This window comes from Ursidibacter sp. B-7004-1 (assembly GCF_053654055.1).
The window spans coordinates 15,003-38,122 of the sequence record NZ_JBSIUP010000014.1; the positions used below are offsets into that span (position 1 = coordinate 15,003).

Here is a 23,120-nt window from a genome sequence, read left to right on the forward strand (position 1 = left end):
TAATGGCAAATCCCTCAATCAATGCGTTTTCACAAAAATTCCGAGATGCAATGGCTCACTTATCTGCAGCCGTTCACGTTGTAACAAGTAATGGTGCAGCAGGAAAAGTTGGCATTACAGTTTCTTCTGTCAGCTCTGTGAGCGATAATCCTGCAACCGTTCTCTTTTGTGTAAACCAAAGCAGTGCATTGCACGACATCATTAAGCAAAACGGTAAAGTTTGTATCAATGTGCTAAATCACCAACAGCAAAATATTGCTAAGCATTTTGCCTGTATGCTAGACAGTACAATGGAAGAACGCTTTGAATGGGATATTTGGGATAATGGTTGGCAAAATCAGCCTGTTCTACGCAATGCAATTTCTGCCCTACAAGGCGAAATTGTCGAAACTCACACCGTAGGAACACACTCTATTTTTATTGTGCGTTTAGCTGAAATTGAATGCCAACCTAACCATAGCCTTGTCTATTTCTCTAGACAATTTAAAACGGTTGAAATCTAAGCTGAGTTGATAGAAATCAATAAACCCCAAAAGACCGACTAAAACAGTCGGTTTTTTATTGCTGAAAAAAAACCAAAGGCATAAGATATTCTCATTTAATTATTCATCGAATGGAGAAGACTATGCAAAAACTCATCTGCTATAAACAAATGCCCGTTTGGACAAAAGAAAGCCTACCACAAATGTTCCAAGAAAAGCACAATACTAAAGTGGGAACTTGGGCAAAACTAACCATTTTAAAAGGGGCTATCAAGTATTACGAATTAACGGAAGAAGGATCAATAGTCAGCGAAGAAGTTTTTGATGTTAATCATCAACGTCCTTTTGTCGAACCACAAGTATGGCATAAAGTAGAGGCACTAACCGATGATTTAGAATGCCAACTCGCCTTTTATTGTAAGCCCGAAGATTATTTTGCTAAAAAATACAATTTAACCACAACCCATTCCGAAGTATTAAATACCATTAACTATATTCAACAAGGTAAAGCCCTAGATTTAGGCTGTGGACGAGGCAGAAACGCTCTTTACTTAAATTTATTAGGTTTCGATGTTACTGCTGTCGATCACAATCAAGAAAGTATTGAATTCCTAAATTATATGATCGAAAAAGAAAAGGCAACTCAGATCCAAACAGGTGTTTACGATATCAACCAAGCTAATATTCAAGGTGAATACGATCTTATTATTTCCACTGTGGTAATGATGTTTCTAAATCGTGAACGTATTCCTGCAATTATTGAGAATATGCAACGAAATACTAAAATTGGGGGATATAATCTGATTGTTTGTGCAATGGATACAGAAAAGCACCCTTGTACTATGCCTTTTTCATTTACCTTTAAAGAAGGAGAGTTAAAAAATTACTATCAAGGCTGGGAGTTAGTGAAATATAACGAAGATCTTGGTCATCTTCATAAAACAGATGCTAACGGCAATCGCATACAACTTCAATTTGCGACAATGTTAGCAAAAAAAGTGGAATAATAATGAGTGGATAAGATCTCAATATTACCACTTACTTAAAGATTATAATTTAATTTCTCTTCTACCAGAGAAAGAGTGAGAAAGTGTAGTTCCATCTACCATTTCTAAATCACTACCAATTGGAATACCATGTGCAATTCGGGTTACTTTTACATTATACATTGCACAAATTTCAGCAATATAATTTGCTGTCGCTTCACCTTCAATAGTTGGATTTGTTGCAACAATAACCTCGTGAAAAGATTCGTTTTCTAAACGTTGTTGCAATAAATCCAAGCCTATCTCACGTGGCCCAATACCATCTAGGGGAGATAGTCTTCCCATTAGCACAAAATATCGTCCTGAAAACTGCCCAGTTTGTTCAATAGCAGGAATATCTGAGGGCATTTCAACAACACAAAGTTGTCCACTCATTTGGCGACGATAGTTTTGGCAGATAGCACACTCATCTTCTTCAGTGAAAGTTCGACAAGAACGACAATGCCCAATGTGAGTCATTGCTTCGTGTAGTGCCTTAGAAAGATTCAATCCACCATTACGATTACGCTGTAATAAATGATAAGCCATTCTCTGTGCTGATTTAGGACCAACACCAGGCAAAGCTCGTAATGATTCAATAAGATTTTCGAGTAAAGGACTAATTTGCATAGATAAAATAAATCATCAATAAAATAAATAAATCTCTAGCTATTCCTAGAGATTTATTGAGTGAGATATTATATTTGAGTTTCTTATTCCTCAAAAGGTGCATTGAAACGTTCAATCCTTGCACCTAATTTTTGAAGTTTAGTTTCGATATGTTCGTAACCACGATCAATATGATAAATTCGATCTACAATAGTTTCACCATTCGCAATACAGCCTGCAAGCACTAAGCTGATAGATGCTCGTAAATCGGTTGCCATTACTTCAGCACCTGAAAGGGTTTCTACTCCGTAGCAAATTGCAGTATTCCCTTCAATTTCTGCTTTTGCTCCCATACGAATTAATTCTGGAATGTGCATAAAGCGGTTTTCAAAAATGGTTTCGGTAATTTTACTAGTGCCTGAGGCAACTGTATTTAGTAAGGTAAACTGAGCTTGCATATCAGTCGGGAATCCAGGGTGTGGCATTGTACGAATATTCACAGCTTTTGGACGCATACCTAGAGAATCTAAAGTAATACTATCTTCGGTAACATCAACTTGCATTCCTGCTTCACGCAATTTTTCAATAACTGCATCAAGTGTATCTGCTTTAGTACCTTTACAAGTAATTCTTCCGCCTGAAATAGCCGCTGCAACTAAAAATGTTCCTGTTTCAATTCGATCTGGGACGATATGATGTTGGCAACCTGCTAAACGCTCAACTCCTTCAACAGTAATCATATCTGTACCTGCACCACTAATTTTTGCTCCCATTTTATTTAGGAATAGTGCTGTATCTACAACTTCTGGCTCACGAGCTGCATTTTCAATAATGGTTGTTCCTTTTGCTAAAGTTGCAGCCATCATCACTGATAAAGTAGCACCAACACTTACTTTATCCATTAGTACTCTTGCCCCAACTAATCGACCACTAACTTCTGCTTTTACATACCCTTCATCTAGGGTAATTCGTGCTCCCATTTTTTCTAAGCCAGCAATGTGCATATCAACGGGGCGTGCACCAATAGTACAACCACCAGGAAGAGAAACTTGTCCTTGATGAAAACGAGTAAGAAGTGGTGCTAAAGCCCAAATAGATGCTCGCATTGTTTTAACTAACTCGTAAGGTGCAGTATAGTTATCAATTTTACTTGCGTCTAAATGTACTGCTCCTTGCTCATCACGTTCAACAACTACACCTAACTGACGTAAGATTTTAAAAGTGGTATCAACATCTTTTAATTTAGGTACATTGGTGAGGGTAACAGGCTCTTCCGCTAAAATTGCTGCAAACAAAATTGGTAGTGCTGCATTTTTAGCCCCTGAAATTTCAACAGTTCCACTTAAATTAAATGGACCGTGAACACGAAATTTTTCCATTTTGATTCCTTAATAGCTTATAAAAGCATAATAATACAAGCGGTAAGATTTAAGTCATTTTTTGCAACAATGTAGCTCTTAGCTAGGCATATTTAGCAAACGTTCTCTTTTCCACTGCTCTTTTGTAAATGTTTTAATCGTTAATGCGTGGATTGCATTAGTCGCAAAATATTCTGTTAATGGTGCATAAATCGTTTGTTGTTGTTTAACTTTTGATAATGTCGCAAATACATCACTTACTGCAATAACGCCATAGTGTGAATTTTCACCTTGAACATAGACTTCATCAAGATCTAATGCATTTTTTAAAATGTCTTCAATTTGTTTTGGTTCCATTATTTATTCTCACAATATAAAAAAGACTTTAACCAATCTGATAAATCAAATAGCTCTGCTAAGTTCTTAACCACTTCAGGCACATTGATAATACAGTTTGGGTTTTGTTTTTGGTAATCGTTTAGTAGCTCAATTAATAAACTAAAACCAGCAGAATCTATATGCTGGAGAGATTTTAAATCCCAATAGATATGCTGGTTCGTTTTTGGTGACAAAAAAGAAGCACGTTGCTTCCATAATGGTAGCAACGTGTTACGAGTTAATTCACCAAACAATTGAACTATCAAACTCTCGTTATTTTGTTGGATGTTCCATTGTAATGGATTTTTAGCTTGCATAGAATCTTTACTTAAGAGTAATTGGTTGTTTGGCTGATTGTGCAACTTGAGCAGTCAATGCATCAATACCTTTTTGGCGTAAAATACCGCTCCATTCATTTTGTTTGGTTGCAACCATACTTACCCCTTCCGATGCCATATCGTAGGCTTGCCATTCACCTGTTTTACTATTCTTACGCCATTTAAAATCAAGTTTAATTGGTTGTGCGTTACCAGATTGTAAAACATTTACACGAATGCTCACGATAGTTTTGTCACCAACAGGTTTCTCTGATTCAATTTCAACTTTTTGGTTTGAATATTGGGTTAATACTTGAGCATAAGATTGCTCAATAAATTGTCCAAATGCCGTAAAAAATGCTTCTTTTTGTGCATCTGTTGTTGATGATAGATTTTTACCTAAAACTAGCTGTCCTGCATATTTAACGTGGATATGTGGCATTAAATCATTACGAACGATAGTGCGTAAGTAATTTGGATCTTGCTTAATTTTTGATTGATTTGCTTTAATATCGCCAAAGAGTTTGTCTGCGGTCTGTTGCATTAACACATACGGGCTTGTTGAAGCAACAGCCATACCAGAAAATAAGGTTGAAAGAGCTACAACACTCGCAACAAAGAATTTTTTTACAATTTTAATCATTTTGATCTCCAAATATCGATCGAAAAAATTATCGATCTAACTTATATAAATAAAAATAATACGACAGACTCGCCTTACTATTTTTAAGTAAAATACTTACTTATTCTGCTTTTGGCTCGGCAGAATCGTCTTTGTCAGATTTCTTATCACCATATAAGAACTGACCGATTAAATCTTCAAGAACCATTGCAGAATTAGTATCTGCAAAAGTATCTCCTGCTTTAAGCATTTCTGTTTCGCCTTCAAGAATAAAGCCCACATTTAATGCAATATACTGTTCACCTAATAAACCTGCGGTTTTGATTGAAAGTGAACTGGTGTCAGGAATTTTATTAAATTCCTCATTTACCGCTAAGGTAACTTTAGGAGTATAAGTTTGAGCATCTAACTGAATATCAGCAACTCGCCCAACTACAACCCCGCCTACCTTAATTGGTGCACGGACTTTTAGTCCACCAATATTATCGAAAGTTGCGTAAAGAGTGTAAGTTTTCTCAGATGAAAACCCTTGTACATTAGCGACTCTTAACCCTAAGAAGACTAATGCCCCCAATGCCAGTAACACGAATAATCCAACCCAAAATTCATATTTAATTGATTGACGCATATTTTTTCCTTATTGTAGAAAGCTGTTTTTCGCAAGCGGTTTGATTTAATCAAATACTTGCAAATTTATTTAACTATTTGTTCTTATTTCACTGTATAGCGATACTTTCTTAACCACCAAACATTATGGCAGTTAAAATAAAATCTAGCCCTAAAACAACTAATGATGAATGAACCACTGTTCTTGTTGTTGCTTGGCTAATACCTTCTGATGTCGGCACTGCATCATATCCGTTAAATAACGCAATCCAAACAACAGCTAGAGCGAATACTGCACTTTTAATAAAACCATTGATTAAATCACTTAAGGTTACACTATTTTGCATTACAGACCAGAAGCTACCTGAATCGACACCTTTCCAATCTACGCCAACTAATGAACCACCCCAAATTCCGATAGCGGTAAAGATGACCGCTAACATTGGCATTGCCACAATACCAGCCCAAAAACGTGGTGCAACTACACGTCTGAGTGGATCTATTGCCATCATTTCAAGGCTTGAAAGTTGTTCTGTCGCTTTCATTAAGCCTATTTCAGCTGTTAAAGCAGATCCTGCTCGACCTGCAAATAATAAGGCCGTTACAACAGGGCCTAATTCACGCAATAAAGAGAGAGAAACTAATTGACCTAAACTGGTTTCAGCAGAAAAATCAACTAAGACAACGTAGCCTTGTAATCCCAGCACCATACCGATAAATAAGCCCGATAGCATAATAATCAGTAATGACTGTACGCCTAAAACGTGTAGCTGTTTAATAAATAATGGAGTATGTTTACGAAATTCTGGTTTACCGATTAAGGCTCCCCATAGCATAAAACTTGCTCGCCCAAATGCTCGTATAAAGTGAATTACCGAGGCTCCCAGCGAAGAGATAAATTGAATCATTGAAAAAGTTCCTTAGTATAATCTTCCGCAGGGTAATGGAAACGAACTGGCCCATCTTCTTTTCCTGCAAGAAATTGTATAACTTGTGGATCTTGGCTTGCTTTTAATTCTTCTGGTGTACCTTCAGCAATAATCCGTTTATCCGCAATAATATAGGCATAATCGGCAATACTTAGCACCTCGGTAACATCGTGAGAAACAACAATGGAAGTTAATTCAAGTGCTTCATTTAATTTTTTAATTAAACTGACGATAACCCCCATACTAATGGGATCTTGTCCAGTAAAAGGTTCATCATACATAATTAAATCAGGATCTAACGCAATCGCTCTTGCTAGTGCAGCTCGGCGAGCCATTCCACCTGATAATTCTGATGGCATTAAGTTTGCAGCTCCACGCAATCCAACTGCTTCTAATTTCATTAGTACTAATTTTCTAATAAGCTCTTCAGGTAAACGAGTATGCTCGCGAATAGGGAAAGCAACATTATCAAAGGTAGAAAGATCAGTAAACAACGCCCCTGATTGAAATAACATACCCATTCTTTGACGGATTTTATAGAGTTCTTTATTTGATGCTTTACAAATATCTTCTCCATCAAACAAAATTTCTCCCACTTCAGGTAAGATTTGACCACCGATTAGACGTAATAACGTTGTTTTACCAATTCCAGAAGGCCCCATAATCGCAGTGATTTTACCTTTTCGTACTTGTAAATTTAAGTTGTTGTAAATCACTCTCTCACCTCGTTTAAACGTGAGATTTTTTACTTCAACTAAGTATTTCGTATTGTGCATTAGGATCTTCTTAATTTATGAAAATAGTTGCGGATCTTCTATGAAGGGAGAGATAAAGTCAATGAGCTTTAAGTAATTTGACAAAATTATGAAAAAATCGGCATTCTAATCCATTACTGATAGAATGCCTTTAGAACATTATTTTGCGTAAGTCACCACTTTTATTACTTTTGATACACCACGAACGTGACGAGCCACTTCAGCGGCAGCATTCGCTTGAGAATTAGATAATTGCCCCATTAAAAAGACTTCGCCATTCTCAGTAATAACTTTAACTTCCGTTGCTTTAACTTCAGAATTAAGTAACAATCTTGATTTAATATTCGTTGTTATCCAACTATCCTGAGCAATTTGAGCGACACTAATCTTTTCACCTGTGCGGATTTCATTGTAAATTTCATTTACCCCTTCAACTCCTGCGGCAACACTTTTAGCACTCTCTTTTGCCGATTCATTAGGAGCTTGCCCAATCAATAAAATCTTCCCATTATAAGCAACGACATTAATCCTTGCCTCCTGCTGTAATTGAGCATCTTTATTGAGATTAAATGCGACCTTTTCTTCTAAGGTTTCATCATCAATTTGGCGACCAGCAGAACGTGGATCAGTCGCAACTTTAGTCGCAACGGCGGCAGTACCTACGACAGCAGCTGTAATACAGCCTTGTAATGAAACTAATGAGAGTGAACAAAGTGCAATTAAACTTACTTTTTTGATCAACATTGACATTCTATTCTCCTTAAACTTGAGAAGTGGGATTAAACAGTAGATTATCTACCAGTTCACATAATAAATTCACACAGAAATGATGCCCTTCAATTACTCGCATTTCATTATTTGACGGCATTGAGATTTCCAAATCATCATCAGATAATAACCCTCGTGTATGATCATTACGATTACTAGTAAAAGCTAAAATTGTTAAGTTTTCATTATTCGCACAATGAATAGCATTCAAAATAGGGTTTTCATTACCTAATGGCGAAAAAACAATAAAAATATCACCTTGTTTTGCAATCACTTGTAACTGCTTACGATACAGTTGCTCAAGCTCTGCATCTTGAGATAAATGCCCAGTAAGTACACCATCACAATATAAAAGATGAGCAGCTAAACTTGGACGTTGCAAATCATAACGATGTAATAACTGGCTGACAAATAATTGTGCATTTGGATAAGAGCGTCCGTGCCCACAAGCAATGACTTTATTACCTTGCAACAAACAAGCTACAATTTTCTTGGCTGCTTCATTTAATACTGTGGGTAATAAATCTGCTGCCGCAATTTGAATTTGGATACTCTCGGCAAACCTATCTTGAATTTTTTCTAACATTTTCCAAATCTTATCCTAAGAAATTTTTGAACCAAATAGGCTCATCCGTTCCTTCAAATACCACAACATCAAAACGGCAATCTGCAGTTTCTAAACTTTGATTTAATTTAGCCAACCATAAATTTGCTGCCTTTAGCCATTTCTGCTGCTTATTATAGTTAATACTTTCTAATGCAGACCCGAAATGGCTATTTTTTCGTTGCCGAACTTCAACAAAAACGAAAGTAGTATGCTCTTTCATTATTAAGTCTAATTCACCAACTTTAAATACTTGGTTCTGAGCAACAAAGGATAGCCCTTGTTGCTCTAAAAAATAACGGGCTTTTTGCTCAAACAGAGCCCCTTTAGCTCGTGGATTATTGCGCGGAAACCACTGAACCATTTTGGTATTTTAACCAAGTCATTTCACGTTCAATTAAGCAATTTGTTCCTGCACTTAATATTCCAGTTAAACCAGAGACTTTATAACCTGGAATTTGGCGGAACTCATTGAATTTATTCGCAATAGACCACGAATCTGATCCCATTGCGTATAAACGCATCATTGAGAAATCACTTTCAGCTAAAGTTTCCGCTTTTTTATAAGATTCAGACTCTGTATCAGCAAGTAATGGGATCTCACTGAATTTTACACCTTCCATTGTTAAACGGAAGTCTGGGCCATTATTTGGTGAATTACTGCGAGAAGAGGAATACAACGCAAATTTTCCAGCTAATGATGAACTATCTAACCCTTGTTTTAATTCCGTTAATTGCTCTGCATTACCTAATAAATACAAACCGCTATTTGGTGCTACTCCTACAGTTTGTAATGCACTAATACTATCTAATGGTTGATGATAATAACGAATATCAGCATCTTTGTTGGTCAGTTGTCGCCAACGCTGTGCAAAGGCATCTGCCGAACGCTGACCAAAATCATCTTGTGGCGCAACCACTACCGCATTTTCAATACGATCTTGATTAAAACGGTCAGCAGCAGAACGTGCTTCGGCTTCTGGCGATAAACCATAGTAACAAACTTTACCCAATGCCCTTGAGTTTGGTGTAGCATTTAATGCTAACACATTTAAATCACTGATTTCTGGACTTACTAACATCTCATCAACACGAGCTTTTAATAATGGACCAATGATAGTTTGTGTTCCTTGCTGTTTTGCTTGGATTAAAATATCAGAAATCGCTGTTCCATTCGTATCATATACCTGAATTGCTGTTGCATCTTGCCCTTTTGCATCATCAAAACCACGTTTGATAATATCGCCTAAAATTTTTGCATCACCACTTAATGGCAACAGCAAAGCAACTCCATTTAGTTGAGTTTGTTGGAAAGACGTAACATTTTGTAATTCTGTTGGTAATAATTGTGCAGCACTATGGTTTGGATATTGCTGTTTCCAACTTTCAATGGCTTGTGGAAGTTGTGCAGGATTTGCAATATTTTGGTTATAAGCCACCGCTAACGCTAACCAGCCAGCAACCCCTGCTTCGCCCACACCTGCAGTGGCGTTCTCCAACATACCGCGATTAGCGTTGCGTAACGTTTCCCAAATTTTATCGTTATTTTCTTGACGAGCTCGATTATCACCTAAATAGCTATCTAATAATGATCTTGCACGAACAATCTCAATAACATCTTTATTATTTTCGGCAATTTGTGCTTGTGTACGATAAACACGTAACAATTGTGATGAACTTAATTGTGCTTTAGGTAATTGGTTTAAGAGTAAAGTAGCTTGTTGGCTATTTTTTTGTAATGCTGCAAGCTGAGCATTGAGAAGATTAAATTCAACACGTTGAATATCATTTAATTCTGGCTGATTGATTTGTGCCATTGTATTTTGAGCTTCAACGACTTTGTTTTCATCAATCAATTTGCGAATTGCAAGTAAGCGGTAGCTTTGTTGAGTTTCTTTGCTACTTTGCTCTGCCTTATTGATATAAAATTCAGATGTTGCATAGGCTTCATTTTTTAAGGATTCTGTTATCTCATTTTTAAACAGACCAGAGCCAGTACAAGCAGATAAAAAGAGCGCTAATGCAGTTGGCACAAAAACCATTTTCATTTTTTGGCTAAAGGTGCGAGTTTGTACTAAAATAGTGGACATCTTATTGCTCCATTTTGGAAAATTAATAATGCTATGTATTCATTAAATGAACATAGCGTGAAATCTTACTTATCAAACAAGTGAAAATCAAATGAAAAACAGCTCTATACCAGAACAATCTGGCGTATTATATATTGTTGCGACACCGATTGGAAATTTAGAAGATATTACACAACGAGCATTGAATATATTTCAACAAGTTGATCTTATCGCTGCAGAAGATACACGCCATAGTGGCTTGTTACTTAGCCATTACGGAATAAAAAAACCTTTTTTTGCTTTACACGATCACAACGAACAACAAAAAGCAGTAGTGTTAGTTGAGAAATTACAACAAGGGCAAAATATTGCCTTAATTTCTGATGCTGGCACTCCACTAATTAGCGATCCAGGATTTCACCTTGTTCGCCATTGCAGACAAGCAGGAATCAAAATTGTTCCAATACCAGGTGCTTGTGCGGCGATTACAGCACTTTGCAGTTCAGGTATCGCATCTGACCGCTTCTGTTTTGAAGGATTTCTGCCTGCTAAAACTAAAGCTCGTTGCGATAAACTTTCAGCATTACTTGATGAACCAAGAACCCTTATTTTCTACGAATCAACTCATCGTATCCTAGATACACTCGCAGATATGCAACAAGTATTTGGGGGAGAACGCTATATCGTAATGGCAAGAGAAATAACAAAAACGTGGGAAACTATTTATGGTGCATCATTAAATGAGCTGATTGCGTGGTTAGCAGAAGATAATAACCGCATTAAAGGCGAAATAGTCTTGGTTGTTGAAGGGAAAATTTCAGCTTCCGTAGATGATGAAATTTCTCCACAAGCACTAAAATTATTTACTTTACTTGCAAAAGAATTACCCTTAAAAAAAGCAGCTACAATTGTGGCAGAATGCTTTGACTACAAAAAGAATACGCTTTATCAATACGGTTTAGCACACTTAAAAAATTAACTACCACTTTTTTATATTTTTGGAGAATTTATGGCAGCAGAAGGGGCTACCCCACTGATTAGTGTTGTAACATTATTGGCTGCGGCTGTTATTGCCGTTCCGCTATTTAAACGCTTAGGTTTAGGCTCTATTTTAGGTTATTTAGCCGCAGGTTTAGTGATTGGGCCTTTCGGGTTAGGTTTATTTAGTGATCCTGAAGGAATTATTCATATCGCCGAACTTGGCGTGGTGATGTTTTTGTTTATCATCGGCTTAGAGATGAAACCTTCCCATATTTGGGGATTGCGTAATCATATCTTTTGCTTAGGTGCATTCCAAATTTTTAGTGCCATTGCAGCATTGATGGGAATTGGCCTACTCTATGGTTTAAGTTGGCAAGTCGCATTTGTTGCTGCATCAGGCTTTGTTCTCACCTCAACAGCAATTGTAATGCAAGAGTTAAACGATCGTGGTGATATTACATCTCCTCGTGGACAACAAATCGTCTCCATTCTCTTATTTGAAGATTTACTTATTGTCCCATTGCTTGCGGCTGTTGCATTTCTTTCACCGAATAAGACCGCTTCAGGTGCCCCTATTTGGCAAACCATTGGATTAGCTGCAGGATCAATTGCTGTATTAGTTGCAGCAGGACTATGGCTACTTAACCCATTATTCAAAATGTTAGCCAAAACCAAAGCTCGAGAAGTAATGACCGCAGCCGCTTTATTGGTTGTACTTGGTGCAGCATTATTAATGGAATACGGTGGGTTATCAATGGCGATGGGAGCATTTGTCGCAGGTGTATTACTTTCAGAATCCAGCTTCCGACATCAACTTGAAGCAGATATTGAACCTTTCCGAGGACTATTACTTGGCTTATTTTTCCTTGGTGTTGGAATGTCTCTCAACCTCTCCGTTGTTTTTGAGAACTGGGTACTTATTCTCTCTGGTGTTATTGCATTTATGTTCGCTAAAGGGTTCTGTATTTATATCGTTGCACGCTTAACAAAGAAAAAACACCCAAATGCGTTAGATCGAGCCATTATTATGGCTCAAGGGGGAGAATTTGCCTTTGTGCTTTTCTCCGCTGCGACTAGCCAAGGGGTTATTGATGCAAAAATTCAGGCAAATCTGACCGCTATTGTGGTGTTATCAATGGTATTAACGCCTTTATTTATCATCATTCATAAGAAATACATTATCCCACGCCAAACCTATGTTCAAGAAGAGCAAGAACACGATCATATTGATGCACAGCACCCAACGATTATCATTGGTTTAGGACGCTATGGACAAATTGTTAATCACTTATTGATGATGACGGGTTGCCACCCAACAGTAATTGATAAAGATGCTAACCTAATTGCTGGAATGCGAAAACGAGGTATTAAAAGCTACTATGGAGATGCCTCTCGCCCAGAATTACTACACGCAGCAGGTATTGAAAGTGCTGAATTACTGGTTGTGGCAATCAATAACAAAGATCAAGCCACACATATTGTTGAGCTTGCTCGCAAAATGAATCCACAAATCAAAATTATTGCCCGTGCTTACGACCGCCTACACGTTTTTGATCTTTATAATGCTGGAGCAGACATTCAAGTGCGTGAAACATTTGATTCTGCACTTCGTACAGGGAAGAAAGTCTTATTAGCAATGGGAATGGATAAAGAAATGGTTGAAGAAATTGGCACAGCCTACTTCTACCGAGATCGCCATACGATTAAACAAATGGCAGAAGTTTATAATCCTAAAATCGAGCGTTTTAAAAATGAAGAGCTATTGAAACTCGCTTTAGAAAACGATCAAGAAACAATGCTAGAAATTCAGCAAATTATGAATAAAGAGCTTTAATTTATCTCTTACTCCCGTCCTAAAGGACGGGATAGTAAAATATAAGTAAATAGATAGTAAATTAAAAATAGATGTTTTCCCCATAAACCTATTTCAACTGCTCTTCAATAATTCCACCGCCTAAGCAAACTTCGCCTTGATAAAAAACGGCAGATTGCCCTGGTGTTACTGCAATTTGTGGTTCATCAAAAATCACTCGGATATTTTCATCATCAATCGGAATAATTTCACAAGGAATATCCGCTTGGCGATAACGTGTTTTTACGCTACAACGTAAATTTTCACGAATAGCTTGACGATCAACCCAATGTAATTGGCTTGCAATTAACCCTGTGGAAAGTAACGCTGAATTATCCTGACCTTGAGCAACAATCAATACGTTATTGATAAGATCTTTTTCGACCACATACCACGCATTTTCACTCGCTCCTTTCACACCACCAATACCTAAGCCTTTGCGTTGTCCTAGCGTGTGATACATTAAGCCATCGTGGCGACCAATAACTTGACCATCGACTGTTTTAATATCTCCAGCTTGAGCAGGTAAATAGCGAGCTAAGAAATCTTTAAATTTCCGTTCACCAATGAAACAAATTCCCGTAGAATCTTTTTTCTTTGCCGTGGCTAGACCTAAATCTTCTGCAATTGCTCTTACAATCGGTTTTTCAATATCACCGACTGGAAATAGGCTTTGAGCGACTTGTTGCTCACTGAGTGTATATAAAAAATAACTCTGATCTTTGTTATTATCTAATCCACGTAATAATTTTGGCTGTTGATCCAACGCAGGACGGCGAACGTAGTGCCCTGTCGCAATAAAATCTGCCCCGAGATCTTCCGCAGCATATTCTAAGAATGCCTTAAACTTGATCTCTTTATTACATAAAATATCAGGGTTAGGTGTGCGACCTGCTTTGTACTCAGCAAGGAAATGTTCAAAAACATTATCCCAATACTCTGCTGCAAAGTTAATTTTATGTAATTTAATCCCTAATTTATCGCAAACTGCTTGAGCATCAGCTAAATCGGCAGCTGCGGTACAATAATCTGTATCATCATCTTCTTCCCAATTCTTCATAAACAAGCCTTCTACTTGATAGCCTTGTTGTTGCAAAATAAAAGCCGAAACGGAAGAATCCACACCGCCTGACATTCCGCAAATGACTTTTTTATTTGCATTTTCTGCCAGTTGCTGTTCTGTTAATTTAGGAAAATAGTTTTCGTAAGTTTTTGATTTCATTGATTATCTGCTCGTTTATAAAAAAGTTTTCCTTCTCTATCAATATGTTCAATAAGAAGGGAATGAGTAAGTTGATGATAGATAGATAAATCAAATAAATAAGGCAAATAAGAATCGTCTAAATCACGCCAAATTTTGCTAGCCACTAGGTTTGTTAAATTTTTACCTTTTAGCGTTAAGTCAATATCCGATCCTTCCTGATAATTACCCATTGCTCTAGAGCCATAAATAATAGCTTGCTCTACTTCTGGGTATTTTGCCAAAATCTGATTTATCTGCTCATAAGAGCGGGGGCTTAGTCCAAAGTCTGACATAGTTTTTCTACTCTCTGAACAAATTGAAGAAAAAGAGGTAAATATTCTTGGGTGATCTTTTTAAAATGAGTATTCAAGATAGTTTCATCATAGGTATGTACCGTAACATTACGAGTTTCGATCATATCTAACCATATTTCACCTTGTGTAATTAAACCTCGATTAAATGCCATACGAGATGCTGTTTTTGAACCAAAAATATCGACCTCACCTTGTGCTTTTAAAATATCTTTTTGTAGTTTCCACGCAAGTTCGTGAGTAAATTCAAAACGTTGCACAATGCCTTCTTTTATAATATCAATTTCGGTATCTCCATATTCCGCTATGGCATTAGCTAATTGTGTAACGGCTTTCTTATAATTCTCAAAGCGTTGTTTCCAACGCACATTATCTATCTGTTGTGCCATTATTACACCTATACTTTCTGCATATAATACTCAGCGAAATGAATAGAAAGTTTCTCAATATTATCCTTTTTCGCTAATACATTAAGCCACTCTATCGGAATAGCATCAAAGCCATAAAGTAATCCAGCTAATCCCCCCGTTACTGCTGCAGTAGTGTCTGTATCTTGCCCTAAATTCACTGCTTTTAGTACCGCATCTCGATAACTATCTGTTGTCAATAAGCACCAAATACTTGCCTCTAAGGTATGAATAACGTAACCACTACTTTGGATTTCATCTTCTGGAAGAAGCAAAATATCACCCAAAACTAACCGCTTAAATGGCTCAATTTCTGAGATTTCTATCTCTTGGATAAAATCAGCGATTCTTTCATTAACATTCTGATATGCGACAAATTTGTCATTCTGTTTCAGTAATTCACTCGCAAACTCAAGATAATACAAACAAGCAAAATGACTACGAATATGTCTATGCGTTAAGCTAGAAACAGCACAGATTGTCGAAAAACGCTCCTTTAAAGGCATATCTTTTACTTCAAAGAGCAAAGGTAAAATTCGCATCAATGCCCCATTGCCATTATCCATTACATCTTTTCCACCACATTCTTGTGCAGGAATACCTTGAATATATCTTGCTAGAGATTGTCGGGTAATGATTCCAATATCAAAGACTTCATTGTGTGGTGTCCAATACGCTTGTGTCATCCATTGAACAGATTTCTGAGCAATATCGTCTAAGTTAAAGCCATTAGTGAGTGATTCAGCTAGACAAAATGTCATTGAGCTATCATCAGACCAAGTACCTTCTGGTTGATTATAAGTACCGTATCCTTTCATTTCTGTTACAGGATGTAAACGCAAATACTCTCGACTTTTGAATTCAACTGGCACCCCTAAAGCATCAGCGACTGAAACACCGAACAAAATAGCTTTAGCTTGTTCATATAAATTAGGATTCGTCATTTTTATCCTATTACTTCACTTCATAAAACTGAGTTTCTTTTTTAGCAAATTTCTGCTCATATTCAGCTTTGGCTGCTTCATCTCCTGCGGCTAATTTAGCTTGTAAATTATCGCAAGGTTCTTCACAGTCGCACATTTTTTTCATTCCCAATGCAGTAATACCGCCACAGCTACCTTTAATGGTTTTGCCCTTAATGATAAAACCAATCGACATCATAAATACGATAGCAACAAAAAATCCAAAAGTAAGTAAGATAGTTTCCATTTATTTTCCTTTTATTTGTTATTCTTTAATAAGTTTTTTAAATTCACTCGACATTTTTGTTTCATATTCTTGACCATTTTTAATAATCAAAAATACAGCTAATTTTTCACGTTCAGCGACTTCAAGTGCTTTATCTGCACCAAGAACAAACAAGCCTGTTGATAAGCCGTCAGCCGTCATTGTTGTTGGTGCAAATACCGTAATAGACGCAAGATTGTGAGTAATCGGACGTAGCGTTTTAGGATCAATAATATGTGATAAGCGATTACCTTGCTCATCTTCGAAATAGTTACGGTAGTTTCCTGAAGTTGCCATTCCTAAATTCTGTAATGGTACTGCAATTTGCACTGATGTGCCTTGCGTAAATTCTGGCTTTTCAATCGCTATTGTCCAAGGCTGTTTTTTCAAATTATTACCTTTTCCATAAATTTCACCACCAATCTCAACAAGATAATTTTCAAGACCTAAGCTATTTAGGTGGCTAGCGACCTTATCAACCCCAAAACCTTTTGCGATCGATGAGAGATCAACGTAAACATTCGGCTCTTTTTTAGATAAGAATGCCTGACCATTTTGTCGATCATTATTTTCAAAACCAACAATGAGTTTTTCAATCCCTACGGATTTTGCTCTCTCTGCAATTTGTTCTGCAGTTGGCACTTTGTTTAAACGTTTATCTGGACCAAATCCCCATAAATTTACTAAAGGGCCAATGGTAATATCTAAAGCACTCTCTGTTACTTTATTTAGACGAATACCTTCTTCAACCACTAGTGCGAAATCTGTCGCTACTTTAAAGGGAGTGTCAATAGTGTGGAATTGATTAAACTGACTAATTTGAGACTCTCTCTGATAAGTGGACATTTGGTTATTCACTTCTTTCAAGAGAAGATCTAATTCTTTTTGAATCGTTTCGGGCTTTGGTAAATTCTTTATACTACCATCATCAATATATTTGACGTGGTAAGTTGTTCCCATTGTTTTCCCTTCCAATAAAACTTGCTCAGGCTCTTTATTACAAGCAGTGAGTAAAAAAGCTAACAATACCGAAGTGGTCCACATTAGTAACGGTTTGATTTGCATACGTTCTCCCAAAATGAATAATTAAATCAATAATGGAAAACAGACAAGGGATACAACATCCTTATCTATTTTCCATTATTCATTAAATCTATTTGAATGTATTATAACACAGAATACTTTTGGGGCTAGGGACAGGCAAAACCTCATACTTTTGTAAAATAATTTGTTTGAAACTGTCACTGCAACTTGCCCAATCAATTAAATCTACTTTAAATGGCAAATCTGAGTCTGAAAAAGCTAATTCAAGCTGAGCCTGTTGGTGAATTGTTAAGGGAGTGTCGGTAATCAATGCAAGATCAAGATCGGAAAATCGCTTTGCCGTCCTTTTAATTCTTGAGCCAAATACCCATACGGGAATATTCGGTAAATGTGTCGCTAAAATGCGTTGAACAAGATGTAACTGTTGTTCGGTCAAATCTATCATTGGCTACGTTTTTGAAGTTGAGAAACGAGATAGTGGCTACTTACTAGGAAATGGCTAATGCCTTGATATACTTGCAGAGCCTTATTTTCATCATAAGTATGTGATGTGATATTTCGCATTTTACGGAAATCTAACCATTCTTCAGGATTTTCAATTAAACCAAATTGCGCTGATAGACGTAAAATATCTCTAAATTCTGTGCTATCTATATCAGTATCATTAGACGATATACTTTTCAGTTGTCGCTTCATCATCTTGATTGATAATTCATAGACAAATTCAAATTTTTGAATTGCTCCAGCAATAAGCGTATCTTGGATAATTGGATCTTGAACATTAAACCATTCTTGATTATCCAAATGAATAATCGTTTTTTGCAGAGAAACAAAGGCTTTTTCAAGTGCTGAAATATCTAATGTTTCCATCTTTTTATTATGTTCCTATATAACTTATTGATCTACACTCTCTTTTTACAAAAAATTAGCAAGAAGTAATTTTTTTCATAAAGTCCTTATTTATTAAGTTAAGAGGCTATTTAATTCCTATTAGGAAAAGGTCAAATCCACAATAACCGTGAATTTGACCTTATTTTAAGTAAGAAAGTGATTTAAATTAACCACCGAAATCATCTAATAAGATGTTTTCATCTTCAACGCCAAGATCTTTTAGCATCTTAATGACAGACGCATTCATAATTGGTGGTCCACACATATAGTATTCACAATCTTCTGGAGCTTCGTGATCTTTTAAGTAGTTTTCATAAAGCACGTTATGAATAAAGCCTGTGTAGCCGTCCCAGTTATCGCCTGGTTGTGGATCAGAAAGTGCAACGTGCCATTTGAAGTTATCATTTTCAGCTTGTAAGCCGTCAAAATCTTCAACATAGAACATTTCACGTTTTGAACGAGCACCATACCAGAAAGTCATTTTACGTTTAGATTTTAAACGTTTTAACTGGTCAAAAATATGTGAACGCATCGGTGCCATACCCGCACCACCACCGATAAATACCATTTCTGCATCAGTATCTTTTGCGAAGAATTCACCAAATGGGCCTGAAATTGTGACTTTATCGCCTGCTTTTAATGACCAAATGTAAGATGACATTTGACCTGGTGGTACATCAGGGTTATTTGGTGGTGGCGTAGCAATACGCACGTTCAACATAATAATCCCTTTTTCTTCTGGGTATGAAGCCATTGAATAAGCTCGAATAATTGGTTCATCAACTTTAGACACATAACGCCATAAGTTAAATTTATCCCAATCTTCGTGATACTCTTTGTCAATTAACTCTTTGTAATCTTCATATCTTACCGTATGAGCAGGAGCTTCGATTTGAATGTATCCACCAGCACGGAATGGAACTTCTTCCCCTTCTGGAATTTGTAATTTAAGCTCTTTGATAAATGTTGCTTTGTTATCGTTAGAAATAACGGTACATTGCCATTTTTTTACACCAAAGATCTCTTCTGGTAACTCCACGTCCATACTGCTTTTTACGTTTACTTGACAAGCAAGACGATAGCCTTCTTTAGCTTCACGTTTGGTAATATGTGATAACTCGGTTGGTAAAATCTCTCCACCACCACTTTTCACTTTTACGACACATTGACCACAAGAGCCACCGCCACCACAAGCAGACGATACGAAGATACCTTTACTTGCAAGAGCGCCTAATAATTTACCACCAGCAGGTAAAGTAATTGCTTTTTCAGGATCATCATTGATTGAAATCGTGATGTCGCCACTGTCCACTAATTTCGATTTAGCAAATAGGATAAGTACTGCAAGCACTAATACAAGGGCAGTAAATACCACGATACCGAAAATAAAATTATCCATTCGATACGCTCCTTATAATTGAATGCCTGAGAAAGACATAAAACCAAGTGCCATTAAGCCTGCGGTAATAAAGGTAATACCTAATCCGCGTAAGCCTGCAGGAACATCAGAATATTTCATTTTTTCTGTTAAACCTGCTAACGCCACGATTGCTAACATCCAACCCGTACCAGCACCAATACCATAAACCACTGATTCACCAAAGTTATATTCACGTTGAACCATAAAAGATACCGCACCAAAGATTGCACAGTTTACAGTGATTAATGGTAAGAAGATACCTAACGCACTATAAAGTGCTGGGAAGTATTTATCTAATACCATTTCAAGTACTTGTACAATACCAGCAATTACACCGATAAATGTAATAAAGTTAAGGAAGGTTAAATCAACCCCTTCAATTAATGCACCATCTTTTAAAACGTGTTCATAAACTAATTGGTTAGCAGGAACAGAAATTGCTAATACTACAATTACAGCGATCCCTAAACCAAAAGCTGTTGAAACTTTCTTAGAAACCGCAAGAAATGTACACATTCCTAGGAAGAAAGAAAGTGCCATATTTTCAATAAATACGGACTTAACAAATAAACTTAGATAATGTTCCATATTATTTCTCCACTTGCTCTGGTTTCCACGTTCTTAAGCCCCAGATTAAGAAGCCAATAATAAAGAACGCACTTGGAGCTAATAAGAATAGACCATTTGCTTGGTACCAACCACCATCTTGGATTGTTTGGAATACAGTCATACCGAAAAGTTTACCTGAACCGATCAGCTCACGAATAAATGCTACGATAACAAGAATTGCACCATAGCCTAAACCGTTACCGATACCATCAACAAAACTCTCTACTGGACCTGATTTCATTGCAAATGCTTCTGCTCGTCCCATTACGATACAGTTGGTAATGATTAAGCCAACGAATACCGAAAGCTGTTTAGAAAGATCGTAAGCATACGCACGTAAAATTTGGTCAACCAAAATTACAAGAGATGCAATAATTGCCATTTGTACAATAATACGGATACTATTTGGAATATAGTTACGAATCATTGAAATAAACATACTTGAAAAAGCAGTTACAAAGCTTACTGCAATGCCCATTACCACTGCGGTTTCAAGTTTAGTTGTTACCGCTAATGCTGAACAGATACCCAAAATTTGCAATGCAATTGGGTTATTATTCACAACAGGTGATAACAATAGGTCTTTAAGTTTATTACTTGCCATTAGTTAGTCCCCGCTTTTAATTTCGCTAAATATGGCCCGAAACCATTCGCTCCGAACCAATATTTGAATGAACCATCAACACCATTAGACGTTAATGTCGCACCAGATAAACCATCAATTCCGTGATCTTTATCTGCTGAAGCGCCTTTTGCAACACGAATTGCAGATTCACCGTTTTCGTTTTGTAATTTCTTACCAACGAAATTTTGTTGCCAACGTGGGTTTTCAATCTCACCACCTAAGCCTGGAGTTTCCCCGTGTTCGTAGTAAGTAATCCCTTTAATTGTATTACCATCAGGCTGTACAGAAACGAAACCATACATTACAGACCATAAGCCTGTACCGTAGAATGGTAAAACGATTTGATTTACTTTACCATCAGCGTCTTTCACAAGGTAAACTTCAGCATATTTAGCTCTGACTTTCAAACCTGCTTTATCATCTGCTGGGTTAATCGCAATACTTTGAGTTGGATCTTTAATTGCAGATTTTGCATCAAAATTTGTTACACCCTCTACATATTCACCTGTTGCAAGATCAACGATCTTAGGTTCAATATTTTTAGCATAAATATCTTTGATATCACCTTTTTTGGTATCTGCTTGTAATAAACCAGCAACACTTAAAATGTTTTTCTGTTTATCTAATTGTTTTTGTTCTTCTTGGGTTGGTTTTAATAACACCGCAGAACCTGCAACAATTAACGAACAGATTAAACTTAATAAAACCACGACGGTAAGTGTTCCGCCAATGCTATCTTTATTAAACTTAGCCATTGCGTGCCTTCCTACGTTTGATATTACCTTGAACAACAAGGTAGTCGAAGATTGGTGCAAATAAGTTAGCAAATAAAATCGCTAACATCATACCTTCTGGATATGCAGGGTTTGCAACTCGAATCAATACGCACATTACCCCAATTAAAATACCATACCACCATTTACCTTTATTGGTAAATGCAGCAGATACTGGGTCTGTTGCCATAAAGAACATACCTAATGCAAAACCACCTAATACAAGATGCCAATGCCAAGGCATTGCAAACATTGGGTTTGTATCAGAACCGATAAGATTAAATAAGGTTGCCGTTGCAGCCATACCAACCATTACACCAGCAATAATACGCCAAGAAGCAATTCGAGCGAACACAATAATTGCCGCACCGATGATTAGCATTAAGGTTGAAACTTCACCGACAGAACCAGGGATATTCCCTAAGAAAGCATCCATCCAAGTAATAGATTGACCTGTTGCAACGTGTTTAAGTGCAGCTTCACCACCAACAGCCCATTGAGAAAGTGCGGTTGCGCCAGAAAAACCATCTGCGGCAGTCCAAACTAAATCTCCTGAAATTTGAGCAGGGTAAGCAAAGAATAAAAACGCACGACCCGCTAATGCTGGGTTCATAAAGTTTTTACCTACACCACCAAATACTTCTTTTGCAACAACAACACCAAAAGTAGCCGCTAATGCCGCTTGCCATAATGGTAATGTTGGTGGAACAATTAATGCTAAAAGAATAGAGGTAACAAAGAAACCTTCATTGATTTCGTGCTTACGCACCATTGCAAATAATACTTCCCAAAAACCACCGACTAAAAAGACGGTAAGATAGATTGGAAGGAAGAAAATTGCACCAAGTGTCATTTTAGCAAATACACCCGCATCTTGTGATACCACACCTAAGCTGTTCGCTAAAGCAAAATGCCAATCGTTATTTACACTATTTGCAAGGTTTTGAGCAAAATCACCCATACCTAAGGCTAAAATTGACTGAGCACCCACATTATACATTCCCCAAAACATAGCAGGGAATAACGCCAACCATACGATCAACATCATACGTTTTGAGTCAATCGCATCACGAACATGAGCATCTTTTTGGGTTACTGCACCAGATGTATAAACGATAGAATACACCGCTTCAAATAAGGTGTACCACTTTTCATACTTCCCACCTTTATGGAAGTGGGGTTCCATTTTATGGAAAAGATCTTTTAAAGCCATTT

29 protein-coding genes are annotated in these 23,120 nt (G+C 37.0%); 4 read left to right on the forward strand and 25 right to left on the reverse strand.

Annotated elements, in window-relative coordinates:
• Positions 1-2: 2 nt before the first annotated feature.
• The gene (gene hpaC, locus ACWIW0_RS06195; RefSeq protein WP_454452640.1) at positions 3-503 is read left to right on the forward strand and encodes a 4-hydroxyphenylacetate 3-monooxygenase, reductase component; all 501 of its coding nucleotides are present in this window, start codon (positions 3-5) and stop codon (positions 501-503) included.
• Between the two features lie 122 nt (positions 504-625).
• Positions 626-1,489 (forward strand): SAM-dependent methyltransferase TehB, encoded by an 864-nt coding sequence (gene tehB / locus ACWIW0_RS06200; protein WP_454452641.1) that lies wholly within the window; start codon positions 626-628, stop codon positions 1,487-1,489.
• 42 nt (positions 1,490-1,531) lie between these two features.
• On the opposite strand, the gene recR is transcribed toward tehB, so the two are convergent.
• The 12 genes from recR to ACWIW0_RS06260 all read right to left on the reverse strand — a co-directional run bounded on the left by recR (position 1,532) and on the right by ACWIW0_RS06260 (position 10,543).
• Positions 1,532-2,137 (reverse strand): recombination mediator RecR, encoded by a 606-nt coding sequence (gene recR, locus ACWIW0_RS06205; RefSeq protein WP_157394576.1) that lies wholly within the window; start codon positions 2,135-2,137, stop codon positions 1,532-1,534.
• Positions 2,138-2,220: 83 nt separating this feature from the next.
• Entirely contained in the window at positions 2,221-3,495 is a 1,275-nt protein-coding gene (murA, locus tag ACWIW0_RS06210) for a UDP-N-acetylglucosamine 1-carboxyvinyltransferase (protein WP_454452642.1), read from the reverse strand.
• Between the two features lie 78 nt (positions 3,496-3,573).
• A complete protein-coding gene (locus ACWIW0_RS06215) occupies positions 3,574-3,831 on the reverse strand; it encodes a BolA family protein (protein WP_157394578.1) in 258 nt (85 codons plus the stop codon).
• Positions 3,831-4,169 carry an STAS domain-containing protein gene (locus tag ACWIW0_RS06220; protein ID WP_157394579.1) on the reverse strand — a complete coding sequence of 113 codons (339 nt, stop codon included), beginning with the start codon at positions 4,167-4,169 and terminating at the stop codon, positions 3,831-3,833. Before ACWIW0_RS06220 ends, ACWIW0_RS06215 begins: the two co-directional genes overlap by 1 nt.
• Before the next feature lie 7 nt (positions 4,170-4,176).
• The gene (gene mlaC / locus ACWIW0_RS06225; protein WP_454452643.1) at positions 4,177-4,812 is read right to left on the reverse strand and encodes a phospholipid-binding protein MlaC; all 636 of its coding nucleotides are present in this window, start codon (positions 4,810-4,812) and stop codon (positions 4,177-4,179) included.
• Between the two features lie 100 nt (positions 4,813-4,912).
• The gene (gene mlaD / locus ACWIW0_RS06230) at positions 4,913-5,419 is read right to left on the reverse strand and encodes an outer membrane lipid asymmetry maintenance protein MlaD (protein WP_454451557.1); all 507 of its coding nucleotides are present in this window, start codon (positions 5,417-5,419) and stop codon (positions 4,913-4,915) included.
• A gap of 109 nt (positions 5,420-5,528) precedes the next feature.
• A complete protein-coding gene (gene mlaE / locus ACWIW0_RS06235) occupies positions 5,529-6,305 on the reverse strand; it encodes a lipid asymmetry maintenance ABC transporter permease subunit MlaE (RefSeq protein ID WP_454446632.1) in 777 nt (258 codons plus the stop codon).
• A complete protein-coding gene (gene mlaF, locus ACWIW0_RS06240; protein WP_454452644.1) occupies positions 6,302-7,102 on the reverse strand; it encodes a phospholipid ABC transporter ATP-binding protein MlaF in 801 nt (266 codons plus the stop codon). Before mlaF ends, mlaE begins: the two co-directional genes overlap by 4 nt.
• Before the next feature lie 138 nt (positions 7,103-7,240).
• Positions 7,241-7,831, reverse strand: coding sequence for a division/outer membrane stress-associated lipid-binding lipoprotein (gene dolP / locus ACWIW0_RS06245; protein ID WP_454452645.1), 591 nt, complete (start codon positions 7,829-7,831; stop codon positions 7,241-7,243).
• A 10-nt stretch (positions 7,832-7,841) separates the two neighbouring features.
• On the reverse strand, positions 7,842-8,435 hold the full coding sequence (locus tag ACWIW0_RS06250; RefSeq protein ID WP_454452646.1) for a D-sedoheptulose-7-phosphate isomerase: 594 nt from the start codon (positions 8,433-8,435) through the stop codon (positions 7,842-7,844).
• A gap of 10 nt (positions 8,436-8,445) precedes the next feature.
• On the reverse strand, positions 8,446-8,817 hold the full coding sequence (locus ACWIW0_RS06255; protein WP_454452647.1) for a YraN family protein: 372 nt from the start codon (positions 8,815-8,817) through the stop codon (positions 8,446-8,448).
• A complete protein-coding gene (locus ACWIW0_RS06260) occupies positions 8,792-10,543 on the reverse strand; it encodes a penicillin-binding protein activator (RefSeq protein WP_454452648.1) in 1,752 nt (583 codons plus the stop codon). The genes ACWIW0_RS06255 and ACWIW0_RS06260 overlap by 26 nt, the downstream gene beginning before the upstream one ends.
• 91 nt (positions 10,544-10,634) lie before the next feature.
• Here ACWIW0_RS06260 and rsmI point away from each other — a divergent pair, with 91 nt between their 5' ends.
• Both rsmI and ACWIW0_RS06270 read left to right on the forward strand, forming a co-directional pair.
• Positions 10,635-11,501 carry a 16S rRNA (cytidine(1402)-2'-O)-methyltransferase gene (rsmI, locus tag ACWIW0_RS06265; protein WP_454452649.1) on the forward strand — a complete coding sequence of 289 codons (867 nt, stop codon included), beginning with the start codon at positions 10,635-10,637 and terminating at the stop codon, positions 11,499-11,501.
• A 30-nt stretch (positions 11,502-11,531) separates the two neighbouring features.
• On the forward strand, positions 11,532-13,337 hold the full coding sequence (locus ACWIW0_RS06270) for a monovalent cation:proton antiporter-2 (CPA2) family protein (RefSeq protein ID WP_454452650.1): 1,806 nt from the start codon (positions 11,532-11,534) through the stop codon (positions 13,335-13,337).
• 88 nt (positions 13,338-13,425) lie between these two features.
• On the opposite strand, the gene mnmA is transcribed toward ACWIW0_RS06270, so the two are convergent.
• The 13 genes from mnmA to ACWIW0_RS06335 form a co-directional block, all read right to left on the reverse strand.
• Complete coding sequence (mnmA, locus tag ACWIW0_RS06275; RefSeq protein WP_454452651.1) at positions 13,426-14,577, reverse strand: tRNA 2-thiouridine(34) synthase MnmA; 1,152 nt, start codon at positions 14,575-14,577, stop codon at positions 13,426-13,428.
• Positions 14,574-14,891 (reverse strand): nucleotidyltransferase domain-containing protein, encoded by a 318-nt coding sequence (locus ACWIW0_RS06280; protein ID WP_454445766.1) that lies wholly within the window; start codon positions 14,889-14,891, stop codon positions 14,574-14,576. The genes mnmA and ACWIW0_RS06280 overlap by 4 nt, the downstream gene beginning before the upstream one ends.
• Complete coding sequence (locus ACWIW0_RS06285) at positions 14,873-15,298, reverse strand: nucleotidyltransferase substrate binding protein (protein ID WP_157394179.1); 426 nt, start codon at positions 15,296-15,298, stop codon at positions 14,873-14,875. The genes ACWIW0_RS06280 and ACWIW0_RS06285 overlap by 19 nt, the downstream gene beginning before the upstream one ends.
• Positions 15,299-15,306: 8 nt before the next feature.
• Positions 15,307-16,260, reverse strand: coding sequence for an ADP-ribosylglycohydrolase family protein (locus ACWIW0_RS06290; RefSeq protein ID WP_454452652.1), 954 nt, complete (start codon positions 16,258-16,260; stop codon positions 15,307-15,309).
• 10 nt (positions 16,261-16,270) lie between these two features.
• Positions 16,271-16,525 (reverse strand): (Na+)-NQR maturation NqrM, encoded by a 255-nt coding sequence (gene nqrM, locus ACWIW0_RS06295; RefSeq protein WP_454450543.1) that lies wholly within the window; start codon positions 16,523-16,525, stop codon positions 16,271-16,273.
• 18 nt (positions 16,526-16,543) lie between these two features.
• Positions 16,544-17,608 carry an FAD:protein FMN transferase gene (locus ACWIW0_RS06300; RefSeq protein WP_454452653.1) on the reverse strand — a complete coding sequence of 355 codons (1,065 nt, stop codon included), beginning with the start codon at positions 17,606-17,608 and terminating at the stop codon, positions 16,544-16,546.
• Positions 17,609-17,696: 88 nt separating this feature from the next.
• Positions 17,697-18,032 (reverse strand): nucleotidyltransferase family protein, encoded by a 336-nt coding sequence (locus ACWIW0_RS06305; protein WP_454452654.1) that lies wholly within the window; start codon positions 18,030-18,032, stop codon positions 17,697-17,699.
• Positions 18,029-18,457 carry a nucleotidyltransferase substrate binding protein gene (locus ACWIW0_RS06310; RefSeq protein WP_454450540.1) on the reverse strand — a complete coding sequence of 143 codons (429 nt, stop codon included), beginning with the start codon at positions 18,455-18,457 and terminating at the stop codon, positions 18,029-18,031. The genes ACWIW0_RS06305 and ACWIW0_RS06310 overlap by 4 nt, the downstream gene beginning before the upstream one ends.
• A 187-nt stretch (positions 18,458-18,644) precedes the next feature.
• Positions 18,645-19,877, reverse strand: coding sequence for an NADH:ubiquinone reductase (Na(+)-transporting) subunit F (gene nqrF / locus ACWIW0_RS06315; RefSeq protein ID WP_454443184.1), 1,233 nt, complete (start codon positions 19,875-19,877; stop codon positions 18,645-18,647).
• Between the two features lie 12 nt (positions 19,878-19,889).
• Positions 19,890-20,486: an NADH:ubiquinone reductase (Na(+)-transporting) subunit E gene (gene nqrE, locus ACWIW0_RS06320; protein ID WP_157394175.1), complete on the reverse strand. Its 597-nt coding sequence runs from the start codon at positions 20,484-20,486 to the stop codon at positions 19,890-19,892.
• Between the two features lies 1 nt (position 20,487).
• Entirely contained in the window at positions 20,488-21,111 is a 624-nt protein-coding gene (locus ACWIW0_RS06325) for an NADH:ubiquinone reductase (Na(+)-transporting) subunit D (RefSeq protein WP_157394174.1), read from the reverse strand.
• Positions 21,111-21,887 (reverse strand): Na(+)-translocating NADH-quinone reductase subunit C, encoded by a 777-nt coding sequence (locus tag ACWIW0_RS06330; protein ID WP_454445763.1) that lies wholly within the window; start codon positions 21,885-21,887, stop codon positions 21,111-21,113. The genes ACWIW0_RS06325 and ACWIW0_RS06330 overlap by 1 nt, the downstream gene beginning before the upstream one ends.
• On the reverse strand, positions 21,880-23,118 hold the full coding sequence (locus tag ACWIW0_RS06335) for an NADH:ubiquinone reductase (Na(+)-transporting) subunit B (RefSeq protein WP_454445762.1): 1,239 nt from the start codon (positions 23,116-23,118) through the stop codon (positions 21,880-21,882). Before ACWIW0_RS06335 ends, ACWIW0_RS06330 begins: the two co-directional genes overlap by 8 nt.
• Between the last annotated feature and the right edge of the window lie 2 nt (positions 23,119-23,120).